Annotated in this window: 19 protein-coding genes and 2 pseudogenes; 3 read left to right on the top strand and 18 right to left on the bottom strand. The window is 69.8% G+C overall.

Annotation, left to right across the window (positions count from 1 at the left end):
- Positions 1-68: 68 nt before the first annotated feature.
- The 6 genes from ACFYW7_RS35465 to ACFYW7_RS35440 all read right to left on the bottom strand — a co-directional run bounded on the left by ACFYW7_RS35465 (position 69) and on the right by ACFYW7_RS35440 (position 6,882).
- A complete protein-coding gene (locus ACFYW7_RS35465) occupies positions 69-1,769 on the bottom strand; it encodes an alpha-amylase family protein (protein WP_389510138.1) in 1,701 nt (566 codons plus the stop codon).
- On the bottom strand, positions 1,760-2,764 hold the full coding sequence (locus tag ACFYW7_RS35460; protein WP_389510136.1) for a TIGR03885 family FMN-dependent LLM class oxidoreductase: 1,005 nt from the start codon (positions 2,762-2,764) through the stop codon (positions 1,760-1,762). The genes ACFYW7_RS35465 and ACFYW7_RS35460 overlap by 10 nt, the downstream gene beginning before the upstream one ends.
- 507 nt (positions 2,765-3,271) lie before the next feature.
- Positions 3,272-4,666 carry an IS30 family transposase gene (locus ACFYW7_RS35455; RefSeq protein WP_389510134.1) on the bottom strand — a complete coding sequence of 465 codons (1,395 nt, stop codon included), beginning with the start codon at positions 4,664-4,666 and terminating at the stop codon, positions 3,272-3,274.
- 394 nt (positions 4,667-5,060) lie between these two features.
- A complete protein-coding gene (locus ACFYW7_RS35450; protein ID WP_389510132.1) occupies positions 5,061-5,414 on the bottom strand; it encodes a LuxR C-terminal-related transcriptional regulator in 354 nt (117 codons plus the stop codon).
- 449 nt (positions 5,415-5,863) lie between these two features.
- Entirely contained in the window at positions 5,864-6,187 is a 324-nt protein-coding gene (locus tag ACFYW7_RS35445; RefSeq protein WP_389510130.1) for an AzlD domain-containing protein, read from the bottom strand.
- Positions 6,184-6,882 (bottom strand): AzlC family ABC transporter permease, encoded by a 699-nt coding sequence (locus ACFYW7_RS35440; RefSeq protein ID WP_389510128.1) that lies wholly within the window; start codon positions 6,880-6,882, stop codon positions 6,184-6,186. The genes ACFYW7_RS35445 and ACFYW7_RS35440 overlap by 4 nt, the downstream gene beginning before the upstream one ends.
- Before the next feature lie 68 nt (positions 6,883-6,950).
- Between ACFYW7_RS35440 and ACFYW7_RS35435 the strand changes: the two genes are divergently transcribed.
- Complete coding sequence (locus tag ACFYW7_RS35435; protein WP_389510126.1) at positions 6,951-7,520, top strand: helix-turn-helix domain-containing protein; 570 nt, start codon at positions 6,951-6,953, stop codon at positions 7,518-7,520.
- A 33-nt stretch (positions 7,521-7,553) separates the two neighbouring features.
- On the opposite strand, the gene fabG is transcribed toward ACFYW7_RS35435, so the two are convergent.
- From fabG to ACFYW7_RS35385, 10 genes are read right to left on the bottom strand one after another with little or no spacing between them, the layout of a single operon-like run.
- Positions 7,554-8,273 carry a 3-oxoacyl-[acyl-carrier-protein] reductase gene (gene fabG, locus ACFYW7_RS35430; protein ID WP_389510124.1) on the bottom strand — a complete coding sequence of 240 codons (720 nt, stop codon included), beginning with the start codon at positions 8,271-8,273 and terminating at the stop codon, positions 7,554-7,556.
- Between the two features lie 55 nt (positions 8,274-8,328).
- Positions 8,329-9,411, bottom strand: coding sequence for a branched-chain amino acid aminotransferase (locus ACFYW7_RS35425; RefSeq protein ID WP_389510122.1), 1,083 nt, complete (start codon positions 9,409-9,411; stop codon positions 8,329-8,331).
- 31 nt (positions 9,412-9,442) lie between these two features.
- The gene (locus tag ACFYW7_RS35420; protein ID WP_389510120.1) at positions 9,443-11,035 is read right to left on the bottom strand and encodes an acyl-CoA carboxylase subunit beta; all 1,593 of its coding nucleotides are present in this window, start codon (positions 11,033-11,035) and stop codon (positions 9,443-9,445) included.
- Between the two features lie 3 nt (positions 11,036-11,038).
- A complete protein-coding gene (locus ACFYW7_RS35415) occupies positions 11,039-11,707 on the bottom strand; it encodes a 4'-phosphopantetheinyl transferase (protein WP_389510118.1) in 669 nt (222 codons plus the stop codon).
- A complete protein-coding gene (locus ACFYW7_RS35410) occupies positions 11,704-12,603 on the bottom strand; it encodes a fumarylacetoacetate hydrolase family protein (protein WP_389510116.1) in 900 nt (299 codons plus the stop codon). The genes ACFYW7_RS35415 and ACFYW7_RS35410 overlap by 4 nt, the downstream gene beginning before the upstream one ends.
- 1 nt (position 12,604) lies before the next feature.
- On the bottom strand, positions 12,605-13,027 hold the full coding sequence (locus ACFYW7_RS35405; RefSeq protein ID WP_389510114.1) for an acyl-CoA thioesterase: 423 nt from the start codon (positions 13,025-13,027) through the stop codon (positions 12,605-12,607).
- Positions 13,028-13,032: 5 nt separating this feature from the next.
- On the bottom strand, positions 13,033-14,874 hold the full coding sequence (locus ACFYW7_RS35400) for an acyl-CoA dehydrogenase (RefSeq protein WP_389510112.1): 1,842 nt from the start codon (positions 14,872-14,874) through the stop codon (positions 13,033-13,035).
- Between the two features lie 34 nt (positions 14,875-14,908).
- Complete coding sequence (locus ACFYW7_RS35395; RefSeq protein WP_389510110.1) at positions 14,909-16,129, bottom strand: beta-ketoacyl-[acyl-carrier-protein] synthase family protein; 1,221 nt, start codon at positions 16,127-16,129, stop codon at positions 14,909-14,911.
- Entirely contained in the window at positions 16,129-16,368 is a 240-nt protein-coding gene (locus ACFYW7_RS35390) for an acyl carrier protein (RefSeq protein WP_328672333.1), read from the bottom strand. The genes ACFYW7_RS35395 and ACFYW7_RS35390 overlap by 1 nt, the downstream gene beginning before the upstream one ends.
- Before the next feature lie 38 nt (positions 16,369-16,406).
- The gene (locus ACFYW7_RS35385; RefSeq protein WP_389510107.1) at positions 16,407-17,453 is read right to left on the bottom strand and encodes a beta-ketoacyl-ACP synthase III; all 1,047 of its coding nucleotides are present in this window, start codon (positions 17,451-17,453) and stop codon (positions 16,407-16,409) included.
- A gap of 135 nt (positions 17,454-17,588) precedes the next feature.
- Between ACFYW7_RS35385 and ACFYW7_RS35380 the strand changes: the two genes are divergently transcribed.
- Positions 17,589-18,986 (top strand): FAD-binding oxidoreductase, encoded by a 1,398-nt coding sequence (locus tag ACFYW7_RS35380; RefSeq protein WP_389510104.1) that lies wholly within the window; start codon positions 17,589-17,591, stop codon positions 18,984-18,986.
- Positions 18,987-19,219: 233 nt separating this feature from the next.
- A pseudogene (locus tag ACFYW7_RS35375) lies at positions 19,220-19,378 on the top strand (DDE-type integrase/transposase/recombinase); the annotation flags it as partial.
- Here the strand turns inward: ACFYW7_RS35375 and ACFYW7_RS35370 are convergent.
- Together ACFYW7_RS35370 and ACFYW7_RS35365 are read right to left on the bottom strand one after the other, a co-directional pair.
- Positions 19,372-19,638 (bottom strand): annotated as a pseudogene (locus tag ACFYW7_RS35370) (haloacid dehalogenase); the annotation flags it as partial. The pseudogenes ACFYW7_RS35375 and ACFYW7_RS35370 overlap by 7 nt on opposite strands.
- Before the next feature lie 72 nt (positions 19,639-19,710).
- Positions 19,711-20,550, bottom strand: a complete 840-nt coding sequence (locus ACFYW7_RS35365; RefSeq protein WP_389510102.1) for a LysR family transcriptional regulator — start codon at positions 20,548-20,550, stop codon at positions 19,711-19,713.
- Positions 20,551-20,563: the final 13 nt, after the last annotated feature.

Below are 20,563 nucleotides of genomic sequence, written 5' to 3'. Positions count from 1 at the left end.
TCCGCGGGGGCCTGGTCGGCTGCCGCGGGTCTTCGATCACCTCAGGAGGCTTCCCGAAGGACGCGGTGTCAGTCGGAAGCGACCCGTTCGGGGTCGTCCGCCGGAGTACCGACGCGCAACCACCGGTATCCGTAGGCGGGCAGCTCGACGTGGAGCAGACCGTCGTCGCCGACGGTGAGGCCGGCGTGTCCTTCGTCGAGCAGATCCGTCAGCCGTTCTCCGGGGCCGGCCTCGGACAGCCTCAGCCGTGCGGTGACCGGTTCGCCGGCGAAGTTGTGCAGGGCCAGGACCCTGCCGTCGGTGGTGCGGCCGATGTGGCCCAGGACGGAGCGCTCCCCCGTTTCCACGAGGCGGTGGTCGCCCCATGCCAGCTCGGGTGCCTCCCGGTAGCGCTCGACGAACAACCGGATGCGGCTCAGCAGCGATCCGGGGTCGCGGCTCTGTTCGTACACGTTGACGTGTTGCGGTCCGAAGGCGCCGTCCGCCAGCGGGTTGGGGAAGGCGTCCGGTTCGGCGGTGGAGTAGCCGGCGCCGGTCTCCGGCGTCCACTGCATCGGTGTCCGTACGGCCTGCCGTCCCTCCGCGGCGAGGTTCTCGCCCATGCCGATCTCCTCGCCGTAGAAGAGCACGGGGGTGCCCGGCAGGGTGAACAGCAGGCTGTAGGCGAGTTCGACGCGGCGCCGGTCACCGTCGACCATCGGCGGCAGCCTGCGCCGCAACCCGCGGTCGTACAGCTGCATGTCCTTCTCGGGGCCGAAGGACCGGAACACCTCGGCGCGTTCGTCGTCGCTCAGCTTGTCGAGGGTGAGCTCGTCGTGGTTGCGCACGAACGTGGCCCAGTGGGCGTCCCGCGGGGCGGCGGGGCGGTCCCGCAGCGCGGCGGCCAGCGGGCCCGCGTCCTCACGTGCCATGGACAGGTACATCCGCTGCATCCCGACGAAGTCGAAGCACATGGTGAGCTCGTCGCCGCGGTCGGAGGCGGGGTCGCCGAAGAAGCGCGCGAGGCCGTCGTAGGGCAGGTTGACCTCGCCGAGCAGGATCGACTCGCCGTTGCGGCGGCCGAGGAAGGCCCGCAGGTCGGCGAGGTACTCGTGCGGGTCCGGCAGCTTGTCCGCGTCGTCCTGCCCGTCCGTCTCCAGCAGGAAGGGCACGGCGTCGACCCGGAAGCCGGACAGCCCGAGCTGTGTCCAGAAGCCCATGACGCGGGCTATCTCGTCGCGCACCGCGGGGTTGGCGACGTTGAGGTCCGGCTGCTGTTTGTAGAAGCGGTGCAGGTAGTACTGGCCGCTGCCCTCGTCGTACTCCCACAGGCTGTCCTCGGCGTCGGGGAAGACCACGCCCTCGGGTCCGTCCTCGGGGGGCTCGTCCTTCCAGACGTACCAGTCGCGGTGGGCGGAGTCACGGCTCGAGCGGGCGTCCCGGAACCAGGGGTGCTCCTCGGAGGTGTGGTTGACGACGAGGTCGGCGATCACCCGGATGCCGCGGTCCTTGGCCGTGCGGACGAACTCGGTGAAGTCGCCGAGGGTGCCGAGCCGGGGGTCGACACCGTAGAAGTCCGTGATGTCGTAGCCGTCGTCGCGCTCGCGCGTCGGGTAGAAGGGCATCAGCCAGACACAGGTCACGCCGAGGCGCACCAGGTGGTCGATGCGCTGGGTGAGGCCGACGAAGTCACCGATCCCGTCCCCGTTGCCGTCCTGGTACGTCTCGACGTCCAGGCAGTACACCACCGCGTTCTTCCACCACAGGTCGGACGTGCGGGTCAGACGCATCGGTACTCCTTCGCCGTGGCGGGGAGGGGGCGGGTGACGTCCAGTCGCGGCAGCACCTCGGCCGCGAACGCGTCGATGAACGGGCCCAGTTCACGGCCCACGTGGTGCAGCATGACCGCGTCGAAGCCGAGTTCGGCGTACTCCTGCAGCCAGGCGGTGTGTCGGCCGAGGTCGGAGGAGACGTTGACCGTGCCGGCCACCTGCTCGGGCGTCACGTGCTCACTGACGATGTCGAAGAGTTCCGCGGAGTCCAGGTCCCAGCTGGCCGGGGGCGCGTGGACGTTGGTGCGCCACTGGTCGTGCGCCAGCGCGAGAGCCTCGTCCTCGTCGGGGGCCCAGCTCAGATGCACCTGGAGATGTACGGGGCCACGGCCGCCCGCGTCACGGTAGGCGCCGACGATCTCGCGGAGCCGCTCCCGCGGGGCGTTGACGGTGATCAGTCCGTCCGCCCACTCGGCGCACCAGGCCGCGGTGGCGCTGCTGCACGCGGCTCCGATCAGCGGCGGCACGGCGGAGGGCAGCGTCCAGAGCCTGGCCCGGTCCACGGTCACCAGCCCGTCGTGGCTGACCTCCTCCCCGTGCAGCAGGGCCCGTATGACGTCGACGCACTCCCGCAGACGCGCGTTGCGGACGTCCTTGCGGGGCCAGCCGGCGCCCGTGATGTGCTCGTTGGAGGCTTCGCCGCTGCCGAGCGCCACCCAGAACCTGCCGGGGTACATGGACGCGAGGCTGGCCACGGCCTGTGCGACGATGGCGGGGTGGTAGCGCTGGCCCGGCGCGTTGACCACGCCGAACGGCATCTGTGCGGTGGCCTGGAGAGCGGCTCCGAGCCAGGACCAGGCGAACCCCGACTCTCCCTGGCGGACGCTCCACGGCGAGAAGTGGTCCGAGCACATGGCCGCGGTGAATTCCGCGCGTTCCGCGTGCACCACGGCGTCGAGCAGATCCGCGGGCGGTATCTGTTCGTGCGAGGCGTGCAATCCGTAGACAGTCATGCCGCACGGTTACCCCCGGGACGGTTCCTCAACGGGAGCGGGGGGTCGGTCCGGCGCAAGTCCCTTTCGGCGCACGGGGTTTTGGGCGCCGGTGGGGCGCGTGTTCCTCAGGGTGCCGGCGTGGAGGCCCGAGGCGGCGACGGGATGAGGAACTCCAGCTCGAGCCGGTCCCAGGCCACGGCGGGCGGGTTCGCCGGGGCGGTGCCGTTCGATAGAGGTCTCAGATTGTGGTTTTGACCTGGGTTTCGCGGGGGTGGTTGGTCTCGTATTTGACGGGTGGGATGCGCCCTGTTTAGCGGCGGAGCCGGCGGGTGGCATATCAGTCGACCCACTCGGCCGTCGCGAGTCCGCCAGGGCCTGCCGGGCTCGATCAGTTCGGTTTTGAACAGGCCGATCGCGGACTCCATGAGGGCATTGTCGTAAGCGTCACCGATCGAGCCGATCGAAGCCGCGATGCCCACGGCGTCCAGATGCTAGGCGAGACGGAAACTCGTATATCGACTGGATTCAAGCGGTCGTTGCAACACCGGCTTGTTGAATCAACTGTAGCTGCTCGTTGAATGCTTCGGCGGGTGTCTTCCAACCGAGCGACTTGCGGGGTCTGCTGTTGAGAGTGTGAGCGACGGCCTCGACTTCCTCAGGGGACCATCTGGAGAGATCGGTGCCTTTCGGAAAGTACTGACGCAAGAGCCCATTGGTGTTCTCGTTGGTACCGCGCTGCCATGGACTATGCGGATCGGCGAAGAACACGGGAATGCCAGTCTCGACCTTGAATTGAGCGTGCGCCGACATCTCCTTGCCTCGATCCCACGTCAGCGACCGTGCCAGTTGCTCGGGCAGCGTCGACATCGTGCTGGCGAGTGCGTTCTTCATCGTGATCGCCCCATAACCAGCCAGTGCAGGGCCATTCTTGACCGTGTGTTTGTGCCGGTAGCCTTCCTCGCGCGGCAGGTGAACGAGCATCGTGAATCGAGTTGACCGCTCGACGACCGTGCCGATCGCGGAACGCTCCAGCCCGATGATCAGGTCCCCTTCCCAGTGGCCGGGAACAGCACGGTCCTCGACCTCGGCCGGCCGTTCGCTGATCAACGCTTCGGGTGTCACGTGCGCCCAGGTCTTGCGGCGCGAACGAGCACGCGGGGCGCGCAGCGCGCGGCCCGTACGAAGGCACAGGATCAGCTCTCGCTTGAGCGCCCCGCGACCCTGGATGTAGAGCGCCTGGTAGATCGCCTCGTGGCTGATGCGCATGGACTCATCATCGGGGAAATCAAGCTTGATCCGGTTCGCGATCTGCTCCGGGCTCCATGCCTGCACCCACGCGCGGTCCTTGCGGTGCGGCTTGTTCCGACCCGTCCACCCGCCAGTCGCAGGTCCAGCGATTGCCTTGCCGCCGGGCGTGCCGATCCGTCCGGACAGTCGCTCCTGGACGTAGGCGTGCAACCGTGGATTGGCCACCAGCTTCGATGTCTTCGGGCGGCGTGCGGCCAAGTCCGATTTCCATTGCGCGACCGTTGCCCGATATTCACGCCTGCCGCTCCTGGTGGCCGCGTTGCGCCGCAACTCGCGGGAAATCGTCCCCGGATCACGTGCGACTTCCCGCGCGATTTCACGAACGCCCTTGCCTTGGGCGTTGAGGAGCGCGATCTCCTCCCGCTCAGAAAACGACAGGTACCTGCCCGAATGCGGCTGCGGATCGAACGGTCGCATGCCGCCACATTGCCGGTACCAGCGCGTGGCCACCGCCGGCGCCACGCCGATAACCCCGGCCGCTTCCTCCGAGAGAAGCCCCTTGGCGATTTCGTCCCAGAACTCCGCCTCGATATGACGCTGGAATTTCGGATGCCCCGGTGACCTCAACTTCGGGCGCACCGCCCGATCGGCCGCTTGCTGACGACGAACCATCCCATACCTCGCTGATCACGAGGTGTTGCGACGACCAGTTGAATCCGCCTCGTGAACCGGCGTCCGAGTGATGCATCAACTCGCCTGCCATGTGGGGGAATTCGTCCCGGTCCCGGTCCGGCTGCCGCGGAGCCGTCCTACGGTCCGGCGCCGGAGGCTGTTCAGTACCTGTGGCGGGACGCGTTCACCCAGTGCTTCCCGTCCAGCCCGCACCGCAGCCGGGCCTGGCCGTGCCGTGCCTGGCCTGGCCTGGCCTGAGATCCTCAGTGTCCGTCCGTCCGGCGGCGGCCAAGGCCGGAGGGGGAGGTCGGTGCCGAGCTGTGGCTTCCGGTGGAGGGAGAGGAGGGCCGGCCCCCGGCCCCGCGTGCGGACGCCCCGACCCGCACGCGGCCGGTCAGGCGGGGAGCAGCAGGTACGGGGAGAGGCAGGCCGAGGTTCCGCCGCCCCGGCTGAAGGTCTCCCAGGCGAAGGCGACGATCCCCGCCTGTAATCGGGACTCCACGTCGAGTTTGGCCAGGATCTGTGCAACATGGGCCTTGACGGTGCGTTCGGTGATGGCGAGCCGTGTCGAGATGGTCCGGTTCGACGCCCCCTTCGCCAGCAGGTGGAACACGTCCAGTTCACGCTCGGAGAGCAGGGGGATCCGGCGCATCACCGTGTCCCAGGCGTGGTCGCGGGTGAGGACTGGGCGGTCCGGAGGGACATGGGTCTTCCAGACGGGTGAGTCGAGGGTGTCGGTGATGCTCATCGTGTTCGGTGCTCCTGCTTCAAGCGCGGGGGGTGGAATGAGACCGCAGAGGTCGGCCGGTCGAGGCATGGTGAAGTCCGGAGAAAAGTATTTCAGGTTTCCCACGGAAACCGGCAGGACTTTTTTATCGGCCCTGACGGTCGAAATTCGGCCGACTGCCTAAGCGTCGGGAAATTGAAACGTGGAGTATGTTTGCCGGAATCGTGCGCGAGTGGTCCCGGCATGGGCGTCACCGCGATGTGGCCCGCCTGAACCGGTTAACCTTTGGTGATGAACGTGGCTCACGTTTTGGATCATGGTCCGCCCGCAGCGTACTAACGGCCGATATTGGCGGACAACCCGTAATCCACTATGTGAGACGAATGGCTGGAATTCTCCGTAAAGGTCTGCGGGGAATAGTGTTTCGCGTTGTGGGTTCGGTGCGAATATTCCGCCTGGGCGGCTGCCGGTCAGCGCGCTCCGGCGAGCCGGAGCAGGGTGGTCGTGCCGGCGGCGGCGAGTACGACGAGGAGGAACGGGGCCTTGCGCCAGGCGAGTATGCCGCCCACCGCTACACCGATTGGGCGGGCCGGGCCCGCGAATCCGTGTCCTTCGGCGAGCGCGGCCGTGGCCGTCAGGGCCGCGAGCAGGACGACTGCGGAAGCCTCCAGTAGTTTCTCCGCCCGCTCCGGAAAGGTGATCCGGGCCCGCAGGGCCGGTCCGGCGAGCCGGAGCAGGAAGGTGCCCCCCGCGAGGGCCAGCATCGCGATGAGCGTCGGGACGGCGTTCTTCATCGGTCGGCTCCTTGGTTGGCTTCCCCCGTCGCCGCGGCGACGGTGAAGAGCGGCAGGGCGGCCAGGGCGACCAGGACCGGGAGTCCGGCTGGGAGGAAGGCGGTGGAGGCCAGCGCCAGGACCGCTCCGGCCAGGGAGGTCCGCCGCAACTCGCGCTGTTTCAGGGCGGGCAGGATCAGCGCCAGGATCACTGCGGGGAACATGGCGTCCAGGCCTAGGGCGTCGGTGTCGTGGACGACGCTGCCGAGCAGGGCTCCCAGCGCGGCCCCGGTCGGCCAGCAGATCAGGATGCCGAGCCCGCAGGCCCAGTACGCGGCCCGCTTGCGCGGGAGTCCGTCCTGGGCGATGGCGAAGACGACAGTCTCGTCGTTCATCAGGTGTGTGCCGAGCAGGCCTTTCCAGCCGTGGCCGAGGACGTCGGGGACGGCCAGGCCGAACGGCACGTGCCGGGCGTTGACCAGGAGTCCGGCCAGCAGGGCGGCAATCGGACTGCCTCCGGCGGCGATGATCCCGACGAACAGGAACTCGGAGGAGGCGGCGAGGACGAGCGTGCCCATGAGGGCCGGGAACCACCAGGCGAAGCCCGAGGTGACCGCGATGGCGCCGTACGACAGGCCGATGACGCCCACCGCGAGGCAGACGAGCGCGATGTTACGCCATTGGGTACGACTGAGGGTTTCCCATAACGAACGCATGGCGTTTATAATGAACGGTAAGAAAGTGTTCGTCAAGGCGAACGATTGACCATTGGAGCGAACATCTCGTGTCCGAAGCCGACCTCCCGCTCAAGCCGCCGCTCGAAGCGATCGCCGCCTCCCTGCGCGCGGAGCGTGTCCGGGCCGGGCTCTCCCTCACGGAGGTGGCCCGCCGCGCCGGACTGGCCAAGTCCACGCTCTCCCAGCTCGAATCGGGTGCCGGGAACCCCAGCTTGGAGACCCTCTGGGCGCTCTGCGTGGTCCTGGAGATCCCGTTCTCCCGGCTGCTGGCCGCCTCCCGGCCCGCGGTCCAGGTGATCCGGGCGGGCCAGGGGCCGGCCGTGGTCTCGGCCGAGGCCGACTACCGGGCCACCCTGCTGGCCGCGTCCCCGCCCGGGGCCCGGCGAGACGTCTACAGCATCGCCGCCGAACCGGGTCCGCAGCGTTCGTCCGCCCCGCACATGCCGGGCGTGGTGGAACACGTGGTGATCGGTACGGGCCGGGCGCTGGTCGGGACCGCGCAGGAACCGGTGGAACTTCTGCCGGGCGACTACATCGGCTACCCGGCCGACGTCCCGCACATCTTCCAGGCGCTGGAGACCGGCACCACTGCGGTGCTGGTCTCCGAGCACCTCTGACTTCGGCCCCCGGGCCGGGGACACACGACGGGCTCAGTGCCCCATGCCGAGGCCGCCGTCCACAGGGATGACGGCTCCGGTGATGTACGCGGCCTCCTCGGAGGCGAGGAAGCGCACGGCGGCGGCGATCTCCTCCGGCTCCGCGCTGCGCGCCAGCGGCACTTTGCCCAGGAACGCGGCGCGCTGCTTTTCGCTCAGTGCCCTCGTCATATCGGTCTCGACGAAACCGGGCGCCACCAGATTGCAGGTGATCCCGCGCGAGCCCAGTTCGCGGGCGACCGAGCGGGCGAAGCCGACCAGACCGGCCTTGGAGGCCGCGTAGTTGGCCTGCCCCGCCGCACCGAGCAGGCCCACCACGGAGGAGATCAGGACGATCCGGCCCCGACGGGCCTCCACCATGTCGGTGGCGGCGTGCTTGACGATCCGGAACGCCCCCATCACGTTGGTGTCCAGGACCGCGGCGAAGTCCTCCTCGGCCATCCGCAGGACCAGTTGGTCCCGTGTGATGCCCGCGTTGGCCACGAGCACCTCGACCGGGCCGTGCGCTTCCTCGACCTCGTGGTAGGCCTTCTCGACCTGCGCGGAGTCGGTGACGTCGCACCGCACGGGGAGGCAGCCGAGCCGGAGCGCGGCCTCCGGCGGCTCGCCGGAGCGGTAGGTCAGCGCGACCTTGTCGCCGGCTTCGGCGAAGGCGAGGGCAACGGCGAGGCCGATGCCCCGGTTTCCTCCGGTGACCAGGACGGAACGGCTCATCGGTTCAGCGCACCTTTGCTCGGAATCATCTCTGATGTGTCTGGGGGACCGCGGATCAGGCGATCTTGTGGACCCAGCCGAACGGGTCGGGCCGCTCGCCGGACTGGATCCCGGACAGTTCCGCACGCAGCCGGGCGGTGACCGGACCGGGCTTGCTGCCGCCGATCGTCCAGCCGCCGTCCTTGCCCTTGACCTCGCCGACCGAGGTGATCATGGAGGAGGTGCCGCAGGAGAACACCTCGGTGAGACGGCCCGACTCGGCGTCGGCCCGCCAGTCCGCCACGCTGATCCGCCCCTCCTCGGCCGTGTAGCCCAGTTCGGCGGCCAGTGTGAGGACGGAGTCCCGGGTGATGCCGGACAGCAGGGAGCCGGACAGTTCCGGGGTGACCAGCCGGTCGCCGTAGACGAAGAACATGTTGCTGGTGCCCATCTCGTCGACCCAGCGACGCTCGGCGGAGTCCAGCCAGACCACCTGGTCACAACCCATCTCCTGGGCCTGCGCCTGGGCGACCAGGGTGCCGGCGTAGTTGCCGCCGCACTTGGCCTCGCCGGTGCCGCCGGGGGCGGCGCGGGTGTAGTCCTCGGAGAGCCAGACCGTCAGCGGCTTGGCCCCGGCCTTGAAGTACGCGGCGGCCGGGGAGGCGATCACCATGAACCGGTAGGCGCTGGACGGGCCGTAGAAGCCGATCGTGCGCTGCGTGGCGATCATGAAGGGGCGTAGGTAGAGGCTGTGGCCCGGCTGCTCCGGCACCCAGTCCCGGTCGGTGGTGACCAGGAGTTCCAGGGCCTCGACGAAGGTCGCCTCGGGCAGCGGTGGCATGGCCATGCGCTCGCAGGAGCGGTTGAGGCGGGCGGCGTTGGCGTACGGACGGAAGGTGACCACCGATCCGTCGGGGCGGCGATAGGCCTTGAGGCCCTCGAAGACCTCCTGGCCGTAGTGGAACACCTGGGTGGAGGGGTCGAGGACGAGCGGTCCGTACGGCGTGATCCGGGCGTCGTACCAGCCGCGCTCCCGCTCCCAGTCGATGCTGATCATATGGTCGCTGAACACGTCGCCGAATGCGGGTGCCTCGAGCACTCGGGCGCGCTCCGCGATAGAGAGCCGCTCGGCCGGTTCGGTAGTGAAGGTGATGGGCATCAGAACGCTCCGGGGCGGTGGAAGTGGCCGGTCACAGGGGTGTGTTGGCATGCTTGCGGGACGGCTGCTCGGAGTTCTTGGTCCGCAGCATCCGGAAGGCGCGGATGAGCGCCGCCCGGGTTCTGGAGGGGTCGATCACGTCGTCGACGAGGCCGCGTTCGGCCGCGTAGTAGGGGTGCATCAGCTCGGCCTTGTAGTCCTTGACCATCGCGGCACGCGTGGCCTGCGGATCGTCGGCCTCGGCGATCTGCCGCCGGAAGATGACGTTGGCGGCGCCTTCGGCGCCCATCACGGCGATCTCGTTGGTGGGCCAGGCGTAGGAGAGGTCGCAGCCGATGGAGCGGGAGTCCATGACGATGTACGCGCCCCCGTAAGCCTTGCGCAGGATCACCTGGACCCGGGGGACCGTGGCCTCGCAGTAGGCGTACAGCAGTTTGGCGCCGTGCCGGATGACCCCGCCGTGCTCCTGGCCCACGCCGGGCAGGAAGCCGGGTACGTCTACCAGGGTCAGCAGCGCGATGTTGAAGGCGTCGCACATCCGGACGAAGCGGGCGGCCTTCTCGCTCGCGTGGATGTCCAGGACGCCGGCCAGGGCGATCGGCTGGTTGGCGACGATGCCCACCACCCGCCCTCCGAGCCGGGCCAGCCCGCACTGGATGTTGGGCGCCCAGCGTTCGTGGACCTCCAGGAAATCCCCGTGGTCGACGAGTTCCTCGATCACGTGACGCATGTCGTATGGGAGCTTGCCCTCGGCCGGCACGAGCGTCAGCAGGGCTTCGCTGCGCCGGTCCGCCGGGTCGGACTCCGGGGAGGCGGGCGGCAGTTCGCCGTTGTTGGAGGGGAGCAACGAGATCAGGTAGCGGACCTCGGCCAGGCAGCTCGGTTCGTCGTCGTAGACGAAGTGGGCCACGCCCGACAGTTCCGCGTGGACGTCCGCGCCGCCGAGACCGTCCTGGCTGACTTCTTCGCCGGTGACGGCCCTGACCACGTCCGGGCCCGTGATGAACATCTGGGAGGTGCCCCGGACCATGAACACGAAGTCGGTCAGGGCGGGGGAGTAGGCGGCGCCGCCCGCGCACGGGCCGAGCATCACCGAGATCTGCGGGATGACGCCTGAGGCCCGTACGTTGCGCTGGAAGATTCCGCCGTATCCGGCCAGCGCCGAGACGCCTTCCTGGATCCGGGCGCCCGCTCCGTCGTTCAGCGAGACCAGCGGGGCACCGGCCGCCACGGCCATGTCCATGATCTTGTGGATCTTGCTGGCGTGGGCCTCGCCGAGCGCCCCGCCGAAGATCCGGAAGTCGTGCGCGTAGACGAAGACGGTGCGGCCCTCGACCGTGCCCCAGCCGGTGATCACCCCGTCCGTGTGAGGCCTGCGGTCTTCCATGCCGAAGCCGACCGACCGGTGCCGGCGCAGCTGCTCGACCTCGTTGAACGAGTCGGGGTCCAGGAGCAGGTCGATCCGTTCCCGTGCGGTCAGCTTGCCCTTGGCGTGCTGGGCCGCGGTGGCCCGCTCGCCGGGCCCGCGGCGGGCCAGCTCCTTGGTGGCGTAGAGCTCGGCCACCTGCCCGTGGGAGTCGAGGGCCGGGGCCTTCGGCGGGGCGGTCTTCTCTGGGGCGGACATCTTCTATCGCCCTCCTTCCGGAGCCGGTACGGCAATTGCGGTGACGACCAGATCGCCACTGACCCGCCAGCGGCCGGTCAGCTCCTCGGGGAGCCCCGGCCCGGTCCCGCCGGAGGCCGGGATCTGCGCGCTGAAGGTGCCCGCCTCCGGGTCGATGCGGATCCCGGCCTCGTGGAAGCCCAGGAAGCGGCCGGTCACCGGGAACCAGGTCTTGTAGACGCTCTCCTTCGCGCTGAAGAGCAGCCGGTCCCACTGCACGCCGGGCCGCTCCGCGAGGAGCCGTCGGACCCGTGCGTGCTCCTCGGGGCGGGCCACGAACTCCAGCACGTCCTCGGGCAGCGGCAGATGGGGTTCGGCGTCGATGCCGAGCGCGCTGATCCGCGTACGGCGGGCGACCACGGCAGCGGTGTAGCCGGGGCAGTGCGTGATGCTGCCGACCACCTGGTCCGGCCACTGCGGCGCGCCCCGGTCGCCGGCCGGGATCGCGACGGCGGGGGTGCCCAGGCGGTGCAGCGCCCGGTGGGCGCAGTACCGGCCGTTGGCGAACTCCCGGCGCCGGGCCGGGGCCATGCTGCGCAGCGACGCCGCCTCGGCCGGGTGCGGGGTGAACCGCGGCTGGTCCTCGAAGGAGTCCCAGCCCGCGATCCGGCCGGGGACGAGTTCCTGGATCACACCACCTCCCGGGGGCGGTCGGCGGAAGCACCGGGTCGCACAGCCGGGCGACAGCGCTGACGGTGCGCGCCCAGACCCGCGACCTCGGCTTCGACCAGGTCGCCGGGGCACAGGTAGGGCTGGTCGGGGCGGCCCAGCGCGACCCCGCCCGGGGTTCCGGTGAGGATCACGTCCCCGGGGTGCAGCACCATGAACTGGCTGAGGTACCAGACCAGATGGGCCACGTCGAAGACCATGTCGGCGGTGGAGGCTTTCTGCATGACCCGCCCGTTGACCGTGCAGCTCAGCCGCAGGTCCTGCGGGTCGGGCACCTCGTCGGGTGTGACCAGGAAGGGGCCCAGCGGGCTGAAGGACTCGAAGGACTTGCCCTTGACCCACTGGCCGCCGCGCTCCAGCAGCCAGCGCCGCTCGGAAACGTCGTTGCCCGTGGCGAAGCCCGCGATGTGGGCAGGGGCGGCCGCCCGGTCGGGCAGGTACTGGGCACGCCGTCCGATGATGACCGCCAGTTCCACCTCCCAGTCGGTCTTCTCACCGCCCGGGGGCAGCAGCAGATCGTCGTGGGGACCGACCAGTGTCATCGGGGCCTTGCTGGAGACGATCGGCTCGTCCGGCAGCGCGAGACCGGCCTCGGCCGCGTGCGCACGGTAGTTGAGGCCGATCGACAACAGGTGCCCGCCCGGCCGGACGGGCGGGCCGACCCGCTCGGCGGCCGGATCGGCCACCGGCAGCGTGCCGGCTTCCCGGGCCAGCCGGGCGGCCAGATCACGCAGTACGTCCGGGTCCAGGCTCTCGCCCGTCCAGTCCGCGACCCAGGACGACAGGTCGCGGACGACTCCACCGGGGCCGACCGCGCACGGCCGTTCCCCGCCCTGCGGGCCTATCCGAAGCAGGTGCATGTCAGCGGGCCGACGCGGTCTCGTCGAGGTACTTCTCGAAGAAGCCGGTCTCCGCGTCCGTGAGCCGACGGGGGCGGCCCGCCCGGTAGTCGAACGGGGCCATCGTGGTCGAGGCGGTGGCGTAGACGAGGTCGCCGTCCCGGACCGCGTAGTCGACGGTCACCGTCGCCGACTGGAGGTCCGAGACCCACATCTCGATGTCGACCGGCTCGTGACGGTGGACGAGCTGGTGCCGGTAGCGGATCTGGTGGGAGACGACCACCGAGCCCTCCCGGAAGAACGCGTCGCCCTCGGTCGGGGCCATCCGGAAGATGAAGTCGACCCGGGCCTCCTCCAGGTAGCGCACGAAGGAGACGTTGTTGACGATCCCGTAGATGTCCATGTCCGACCAGCGGATCGGGCAGGGATAGGTGTGCCGTGCCATGGGGGTCAGCTCCCGGTGGTGATCTGGGCCCCGGCGGGACCGAACGCTCCGGTCCGCCGCTGGAAGGCGGCCACGTAGTCGTCCGCGGCGATCGGGGCGCGCAGCAGCTCCGGCGACAGGTTGAAACCGCTGATCAGGGTTTCGGTGTGCGGCTGGATCAGGACGCACAGGGCGTCCAGGGCCTGCGGCAGCTCTTCGACCTGGTCGGCCGTGAACACCCCGCGGGCCAGGTACCAGCCCGCCTCCCGCTGCACCTCGGTCAACGCGTACAGCGAGGCGAGCAGGCCGAGCGCGGTCCGCACCGGCTCGGTCTCGGCCTCCTCGGCCGCTTCGACGAAGCACTCCAGGGCTGTACGCACGCCCCGCACCCGGGCCATGGCCAGCCCGGTGTTCATCGTGTCGTTCCAGGCATCGAGGTAGGTCCGCTCACGGGTCTCGTCCGCCATGGAGGCGCGGGCGGCCCGGAGCAGCTCCTGCTCCCGGTGGCGCAGGGCCGCGAGCAGGAACGCGGTGTCGCGCAGGTCGCGGCCGGTGGGGTCGGGGGCCTCGGACGGTGCCTCCCCCTCGGCCTGGCCCTGGGCGATGATCTGACCGGCCGTAGTGGCGAGCAGCACCTGGTTGTCGCCCTCCGCGGTCACCAGGCCCTGGAGCAGCGAGCCGTAGTCCGCGATCCGGTTGACGCTGAAGATGCCCTGGGCCCCGCAGCGCTCCCGGCAGGTCGCGACGACCTCGGTCATCTCCCAGGTGGAGAGTGCCTTGGTTATCGAGATCAGGTGGTTCAGCTCGGCCGGTACGGCGTCCGGGACTGCCACGAACTCCCGCTTGGCATGGTTGAGCAGCAGGGTCATCGCATAGACCTTGGACAGCGCGGTGAACAGGGCCAGCTGGTGGCTGCGGTATTCGATGACCGGAAGGTCGTTGCGGCCAGGGGCGTTCGTGAGCCGCTGCGCCGCGAAGCGCAGCGCGATGTACACACTGGCCCGGCCCGCGCCGACCGCCGAGCTGGAGACACACAGACGCCCGGGCAGGATCCTGCTCATGGCGCGCAGGAACCGCTTGCGCTGGTTGCCGGAGGAGGGGCGGAAGGCGCCGTTCTCGTCGAAGCCGCCCATGTCGCCGTGAAGCAGGTTGCGGCGCGGGACGCGGACGTGGTCGAACCAGGTGACGCCGTTGTCCAGGCCCTGGACCGGCTTCTCCGGGCAAGGAGCCGCGTGGACCCCCTCGTGCAGCCGGCTGCCGTCGCTGATCGGGACGAGGAAGGGGTAGACACCGTGGTCCTTGCCGTCCGTCTTCAGCCGCGCCATGACGACGGCGAGCTTCGGGACGTCCTGGAACCCGCTGTAGGACATGTGCTTCTGGGCCAGTGCGTCCGGGGTGTTCAGGACGAAGGTCTCGGAAGCGGCGTCGTAGACGGCCTCGGTGCGCATGGCGGCCACGTTGTTGCCGTACCCCAGCTCGGTGGCCATGTACGGGCTGAATGAGTCCAGCCGGTCCAACTCGTCTACGAGGTCCTTGAGTTCGGGCCGGTCGCCGTGCTCGATGACCGTGCCGAAGCTGAGGTTGTAGTGGACCATCAGCAGCGAGAACGTGGACACGTCGACCAGCGAAGGCCACTCGGCCAGGGCGAACAGCCGCCACGGGTCCCGCAGGATCTCCACGGGGCGCTCCAGCGCGGCGTGCACCACCCGGGACCGTTCGTAGGCGAGCTTCCCCGCCTCGTTCATCGTGAGGCCCTCACGGGGATCGAAGATCGGGTCCAGCAACAGCTCGCCGATGTCCTTGTGCGCCTGCTCGTACCTGCCGTCGAAGAGCAGCCTGGTCAGGTCGGCGGTGGCGACCGGGTTCATCTGAGGGGTCCTTTCACGGTTCTGGTGGTGCGGTTCAGGAGGAGATCAGCAGGGCGGCGTTCTGGCCTCCGAACCCGAAGGAGTTGCTCAGGGCGATGGGCACCGGGCCGAGCCGTGGCGCGCCGTGCACGACGTCCACGTCCACCTGCGGGTCGACCTCGGTGAGCGAAGCCGTCGGAGGGATCACGCCGTGGTGCACCGCGAGCGCCGCGTACGCCGCTTCGATGGAACCGGCCGCGCCGAGCGGGTGCCCGGTGACCCCCTTGGTGGAGCTGACCTTGGCATCCGAGCCGATCACCCGGCGGATCACCCCGGCCTCGATCACGTCGTTGAGGGGGGTGGAGGTGCCGTGGGCGTTGACGTAGCCCACGTCGCGGCCGGTCAGGCCCGCGTCGGCGAGCGCCGCCCGGACCGCCAGCTCTGCGCCCTTGCCCTCCGGGTGCGGGGAGGTCACGTGGTGGGCGTCGGCCGAAGCGCCGTACCCGATCACGCGGGCCAGGGTCTGGGCGCCGCGGGCCCGGGCGTGCTCATCGGACTCCAGGACCACGATCCCCGCACCCTCGCCGAGCACGAACCCGTCGCGAGTCGCGTCGAAGGGGCGGGAGGCCGTCGCCGGGTCGTCCAGGCGCCGGGAGAGTGCCCGCATCCGGGCGAAGGAGGACATGTACAGCGGGGTGATCGGCGCCTCGGCGCCGCCCGCGATCACGATGTCGGCCAGTCCGGACCGGATCAGCTCCCGGCCGAGGCCGATCGCGCTGGCTCCGGCGGCGCACGCGGTGCACGGCGTCAGACAGGGGCCGTTGGCCCCGATGTCGATGGCCACCTGCCCGGCCGCCATGTTCAGCAGCCCCATCGGCAGGGTCATCGGGGAGATCTCACCGGGTCCTTCCTCGATCAGGATCCGGTGCTGCTCCTCCAGCGTCGCGGTGCCACCAGCACCCGAACCGATGATGACGGCCACTCGTGCGCTGTCCGCCCACTCCCCGGCCACGAGGCCTGCCTGGGCGAGGGCCTCGCGCGTCGCGGCGATGGCGAACTGGGAGTAGCGGTCCCACTGCCAGGCGCCGCGCAGCCCGAGCTGCTGAGGCGAGAAGTCGGGCACCCGGCAGGCCATGGTCACCGGCAGGCCGGCCAGGTCGTCGTGGTGGGCGGCGGTCGACCGTCCGTCGACCACGCGTTCCCAGTTCTCCTTGACCCCGATGCCCGCGGGGGTGATCAGTCCGATGCCGGTGATGGAAGCCGCGAAGCCGCTCATCAGACGGCGGCGGCCTTCTGCTCGATGAGGGCGATGATGTCCGAGACGGCGGCGATCTCGGTCAGCTCGTCGTCGGTGATGACGACGCCGAGGCGCTTCTTCAGTGCGGTCGCCAGCTCGATCTGGGACAGTGAGTCGAGACCGAGGTCGTCGAAGGTCGCTTCCGGGACAACGCTTTCGGCGTCGAGACCGAAGCGGGAGACGAAGACCTCGACGACGGATTCCTGAACGGTGCTCATGGTGTGTCTCCTGGTTCGAATGAGTTGTTGAGGATGTGTCAGTTCACGTGCTCGGCACGGATGTCGGGCCAGACCAGGGCCGTCGAGCCCCACGAGAGACCGGCTCCGAACGCCGACAGCAGGACCCGGTCGCCGGGCTTGAGGTCGCCGCTGGCGGCGATGTCGTTCAGCAGCAGGGGGACCGAGGCCGACAGGGTGTTCCCGACCCGGTCGATGTTGACCGCGACGCGTTCCATGGGGACTTCGAGTTCCTCCGCCACCGCCCGCACGATCCGGACGTTGGCCTGGTGGCCGACGAACCAGTCGACGTCCGCCACGGACCAGGCGGTGCGTTTGAGCACCGCCTGCGCCGACTGCGTCATGCGCTCGACTGCCTGCGTGTAAAGGGGGCGGCCCTCCATCCGCAGGTACCAGTCCTCGGTGGGTACCGAGTCGTGGCCGAGGCTCGCGTCCGCAGACCGCTGGCGCGAACCGCCGGCCGGGATGGCCAGCAGATCGGCGAGCGAGCCGTCACTGCCGAGGTCGAAGGGGCCCAGCGCGCCGGGCTCGTCGTCCTCGCCGCGGCGCAGTACCACCGCGCCCGCTCCGTCGCCGAAGATCGGCGCCGTCCCGCGGTCCCGTTGGTTGACCAGCGTGGTGAAAGCCTCCGAGCCGATGAACAGCACGCTCTCGGCGGTCCCCGAGGCGATCAGCCCGGCGGAGGCGGCGAGTCCGTAGAGGAACCCGCTGCACGCCGAGGTGAGGTCGAAGGCCGCCACCGGTCCCATGCCGAGCCGGGACGCGACCTCCGGCGCCACCGCAGGGCAGAGCCGGTCGGGGGAGGTGGTCGCCACGACCACCGTGTCCACCCCGCTCACGCCGGCGGACCGCAGCGCCCGGGCACCGGCCTCCACGGCCAGGGTGCCGGTCGACAGGCCGTCCGAGACGACCCTGCGTTCACTGATTCCGGTCCGCGTCCTGATCCACTCGTCGTTCGTGTCGAGTGTGGCGGAAAGGTCGTCGTTCGTCACCACCCTGGGAGGGAGAAATCCCCCGATACCCGAGAGTACCACCGCCATGTGAATTTCCCCCTTTATGGTCGCCATCCACTGTCTGACCTGGCGTCCAACTACCCTCGCGCAATGTTTCGAGGCGCGGCAATTGGCCTTTCGTACACGTACGGATCTGGCTGTACCAAAGGCCAATTGACCCCTGTCGGGGCCAGTGAAAGCGTCGCGAAAATGGGCACCACGACTCCTTCGGCCACCACGACTTCTTCCGAGCTGGTACGGCTCCTCCCCGCGGGGCGGGTGATCGTCGACCGGGACACCCGGGCCTCCTTCGCGCACGACGAGGCGGCGGGCGCCCCCTTCGGCATGCCCGTCGCCGTCGTACGCCCCCACGACACCGCCGAGGTCGCCGCAGTGGTCGCGTACTGCGCCGAGCGGGGTGTCCCGCTGGTCGCGCGCGGCGCGGGCACCGGGCTGTCCGGCGGGGCCAACGCCATCGAGGGCTGTGTGGTCGTCTCGTTCAACGCGATGGACGCGATCGTGCGCATCGACCCCGACGAGCGGCTCGCCGTCGTGCAGCCCGGGGTGGTCAACGACCATCTGCGCGCGGCCTGCGCCGAGAAGGGCCTCTGGTATCCGCCAGACCCGGCCAGCGCCCCGTGGTCCACGATCGGCGGGAACGTGGCCACCAACGCGGGCGGGCTGTGCTGCGTGAAGTACGGGGTGACCCGGGACTACGTCCTCGGGCTGGAGGCCGTCACCGGGCATGGCGAGACCGTCCGGCTGGGGCGGCAGACCGCCAAGGGCACCGCGGGCTACGAACTGGCCGGGCTGATGGTGGGCTCGGAGGGCACGCTGGGCCTGGTCACCGAGGTCACCCTGCGGCTGCGTGGCGCCCGGGCGCAGGAGCGGACCGTCGTCGGCTACTTCGACGACCTGCCCGGCGCGGGACGCGCGGTCGCCCGCGTGGTGGCTTCCGGAGTGGTGCCGAGCGCCCTCGAACTCGTCGACGGCTACTGCCTGCGCGCCGTGGACGACTGGACCAACATGGGCCTCACCGAGACCGGTAACGTGTTGCTGCTGGCCCGCTGTGACGCCCCTGGAGCCGCCGGAGACCAGGAGGCCGACACCGTCTTGAGCTGCTTCGAGAGCGCGGGCGCGACCTGGAGTGCCCGCTCGACCGACACTGCGGAGGCGGATGCCCTCTTCGCCGCGCGCCGACTGGTTTATCCGGCGCTGGAGCGGCTGGGCCTGGTGCTCAGCGAGGACATCTGCGTGCCGCGCATGCTCGTACCGGAGATGCTCGCCCACCTGGAGCGGATCGCCCTGGCGCACGACGTGCACATCGCGAGCCTGGCCCACGCGGGGGACGGCAACCTGCACCCGATGATGGTCGTTCCTCGGGGGAACGTGACCGCCCTGGCCCGGGGGCGCGGGGTGTTCGAGGAGGTCGTCGACCAGGCGATCGCGCTGGGCGGCACCGTCACCGGGGAGCACGGGGTGGGGCTGCTCAAGATGCGCGGCCTGGCCCAGGAGCTGAGCCCGGCCGTGCTCGATCTGCACCGCGGGATCAAGAAGGTGTTCGACCCGGCCGGGATTTTCAACCCGGGGAAGGTCTTCACCTCCTAGCGGTAGTGCGTTGAATCCGGTGGTGGTTCGGGTCGACGGCAGGTCGGGTTGGTCGTAGGCCGGTCGTAGGAGTCAACTGCCCGGCTGGGGGCTGAAGATCACTGCTCGCCGTCCGTGCCCGCCTGCGCCGGGGCCGTTGGAGGTGAACCGTTCCGGGTTCGGTAGGGACTCGATCGTTTGAGAGGATCGAGTCAAGGCACGTTCTTCCCCGTAGTGGACGCACGTTCTTCCCCGTAGTGGACCGTGACTTCGTCGCCCCGGCCCCGAACCGCTGCCGGGTCGCCGATTTCACCCATGTCGCCACGTTCGCCGGCGTCGTCCACGTGGCCTTCGTCGTGGACACCTTCTCCCGCCGCATCGTCGGCTGGGCGGCAGCCACCTCGAAGGGCACCAACCCGTTCTGCCAGCACCAGGCCACGGTCTCCGTGATGCCCGAGATCAAGGGAAGCCCATCGAGCCAGCCAGAGACCTGCTCCGCGGGGACACCCGCCCAGCCCTTGGCGTCCAGCTCGGAGACTTGTCGATTGTCCATGTCGCCGGAAGCGTATGCGTCCTCGGCCTTGGCCAACTCGTCCCGACGGCCGAGGAAGCCGGCCGGAAAGACTGAAGAACTCGTACCTGGGACGAGGGTGCCATCGACATCGAAAAACACGACACCTGCATGATCGGATGAGAACACCGAGCCAAGGATGTCACCCCCATGGCTTCTCGCGCATGCCGTTGGCTAGAGGCGTGTCGCGGTGCGGACGAGGTCGGCGACGGCTTTGGATCTGCTGTGGGGTGGCCAGGCGATGACGGTCGTGACAGCCGGCGCGTCCGGCACCGGCACCGTCGCATGACCGTCGCGCAGGTGGGCTCGGAGGGACTCGGGCACGACCGCGCAGGCCCGTCCGAGCGCGATCAGCTGGAACAGCTGGGTGTGGTCGCGCACCTGCGGGCCAGGTCCGTCCGGGTAGCCCCCGCCCTGTCGGGGCCAGCGTGGCAGGGGCAGGTCCGTCAGGGTGGTGACCTCGGCCATCGACGTATGGGGTCGGTCGGCGAAGGGGTGCCCCGCGGGCAGGACCACGACCTGCTGTTCGGTGTGCAGGTCCTCGGTGTCAAGTCCGGCCGTCGTGTCGAAGGGCCGCTGGAGCAGAGCAACGTCGGCCCGCCCGTCGCGCAGCATCCCTTCCTGCTCGCCGGGCCCGCACAGCATCACCTCGACGGCGACCGCGCCGGGCTCGGCGGCATAGGCGTCCAGCAGCTTCGACAACAGTTCGCTGGACGCTCCGGCTTTCGTGGCCAGCACCACGGCGGGTGGTTCGGCAGCGGCGCGGCGGGTGCGACGCTCGGCGGCTTCGACCGCGTCGAGTGCGGCCCGGGCCTCCCGCAGAAGCACCGACCCGGCCTCGGTCAAGGCGACCGCGCGAGCAGTGCGGTGCAGCAGAACCACTCCGAGCCGCCGCTCGAGCTGCTGGATCGCCCGCGACAGCGGTGGTTGCGCCATGGCGAGCCGCTGCGCCGCCCGCCCGAAGTGCAATTCCTCCGCGACGGCGACGAAGTACCGTAACTCTCGCGTCTCCACCGCCTCATCGTAT

Source organism: Streptomyces sp. NPDC002580, assembly GCF_042889485.1.
Classification (GTDB): domain Bacteria; phylum Actinomycetota; class Actinomycetes; order Streptomycetales; family Streptomycetaceae; genus Streptomyces.
Note: the sequence above shows the minus strand (reverse complement) of the source record. Positions and strands in the feature narration are given on the sequence as shown.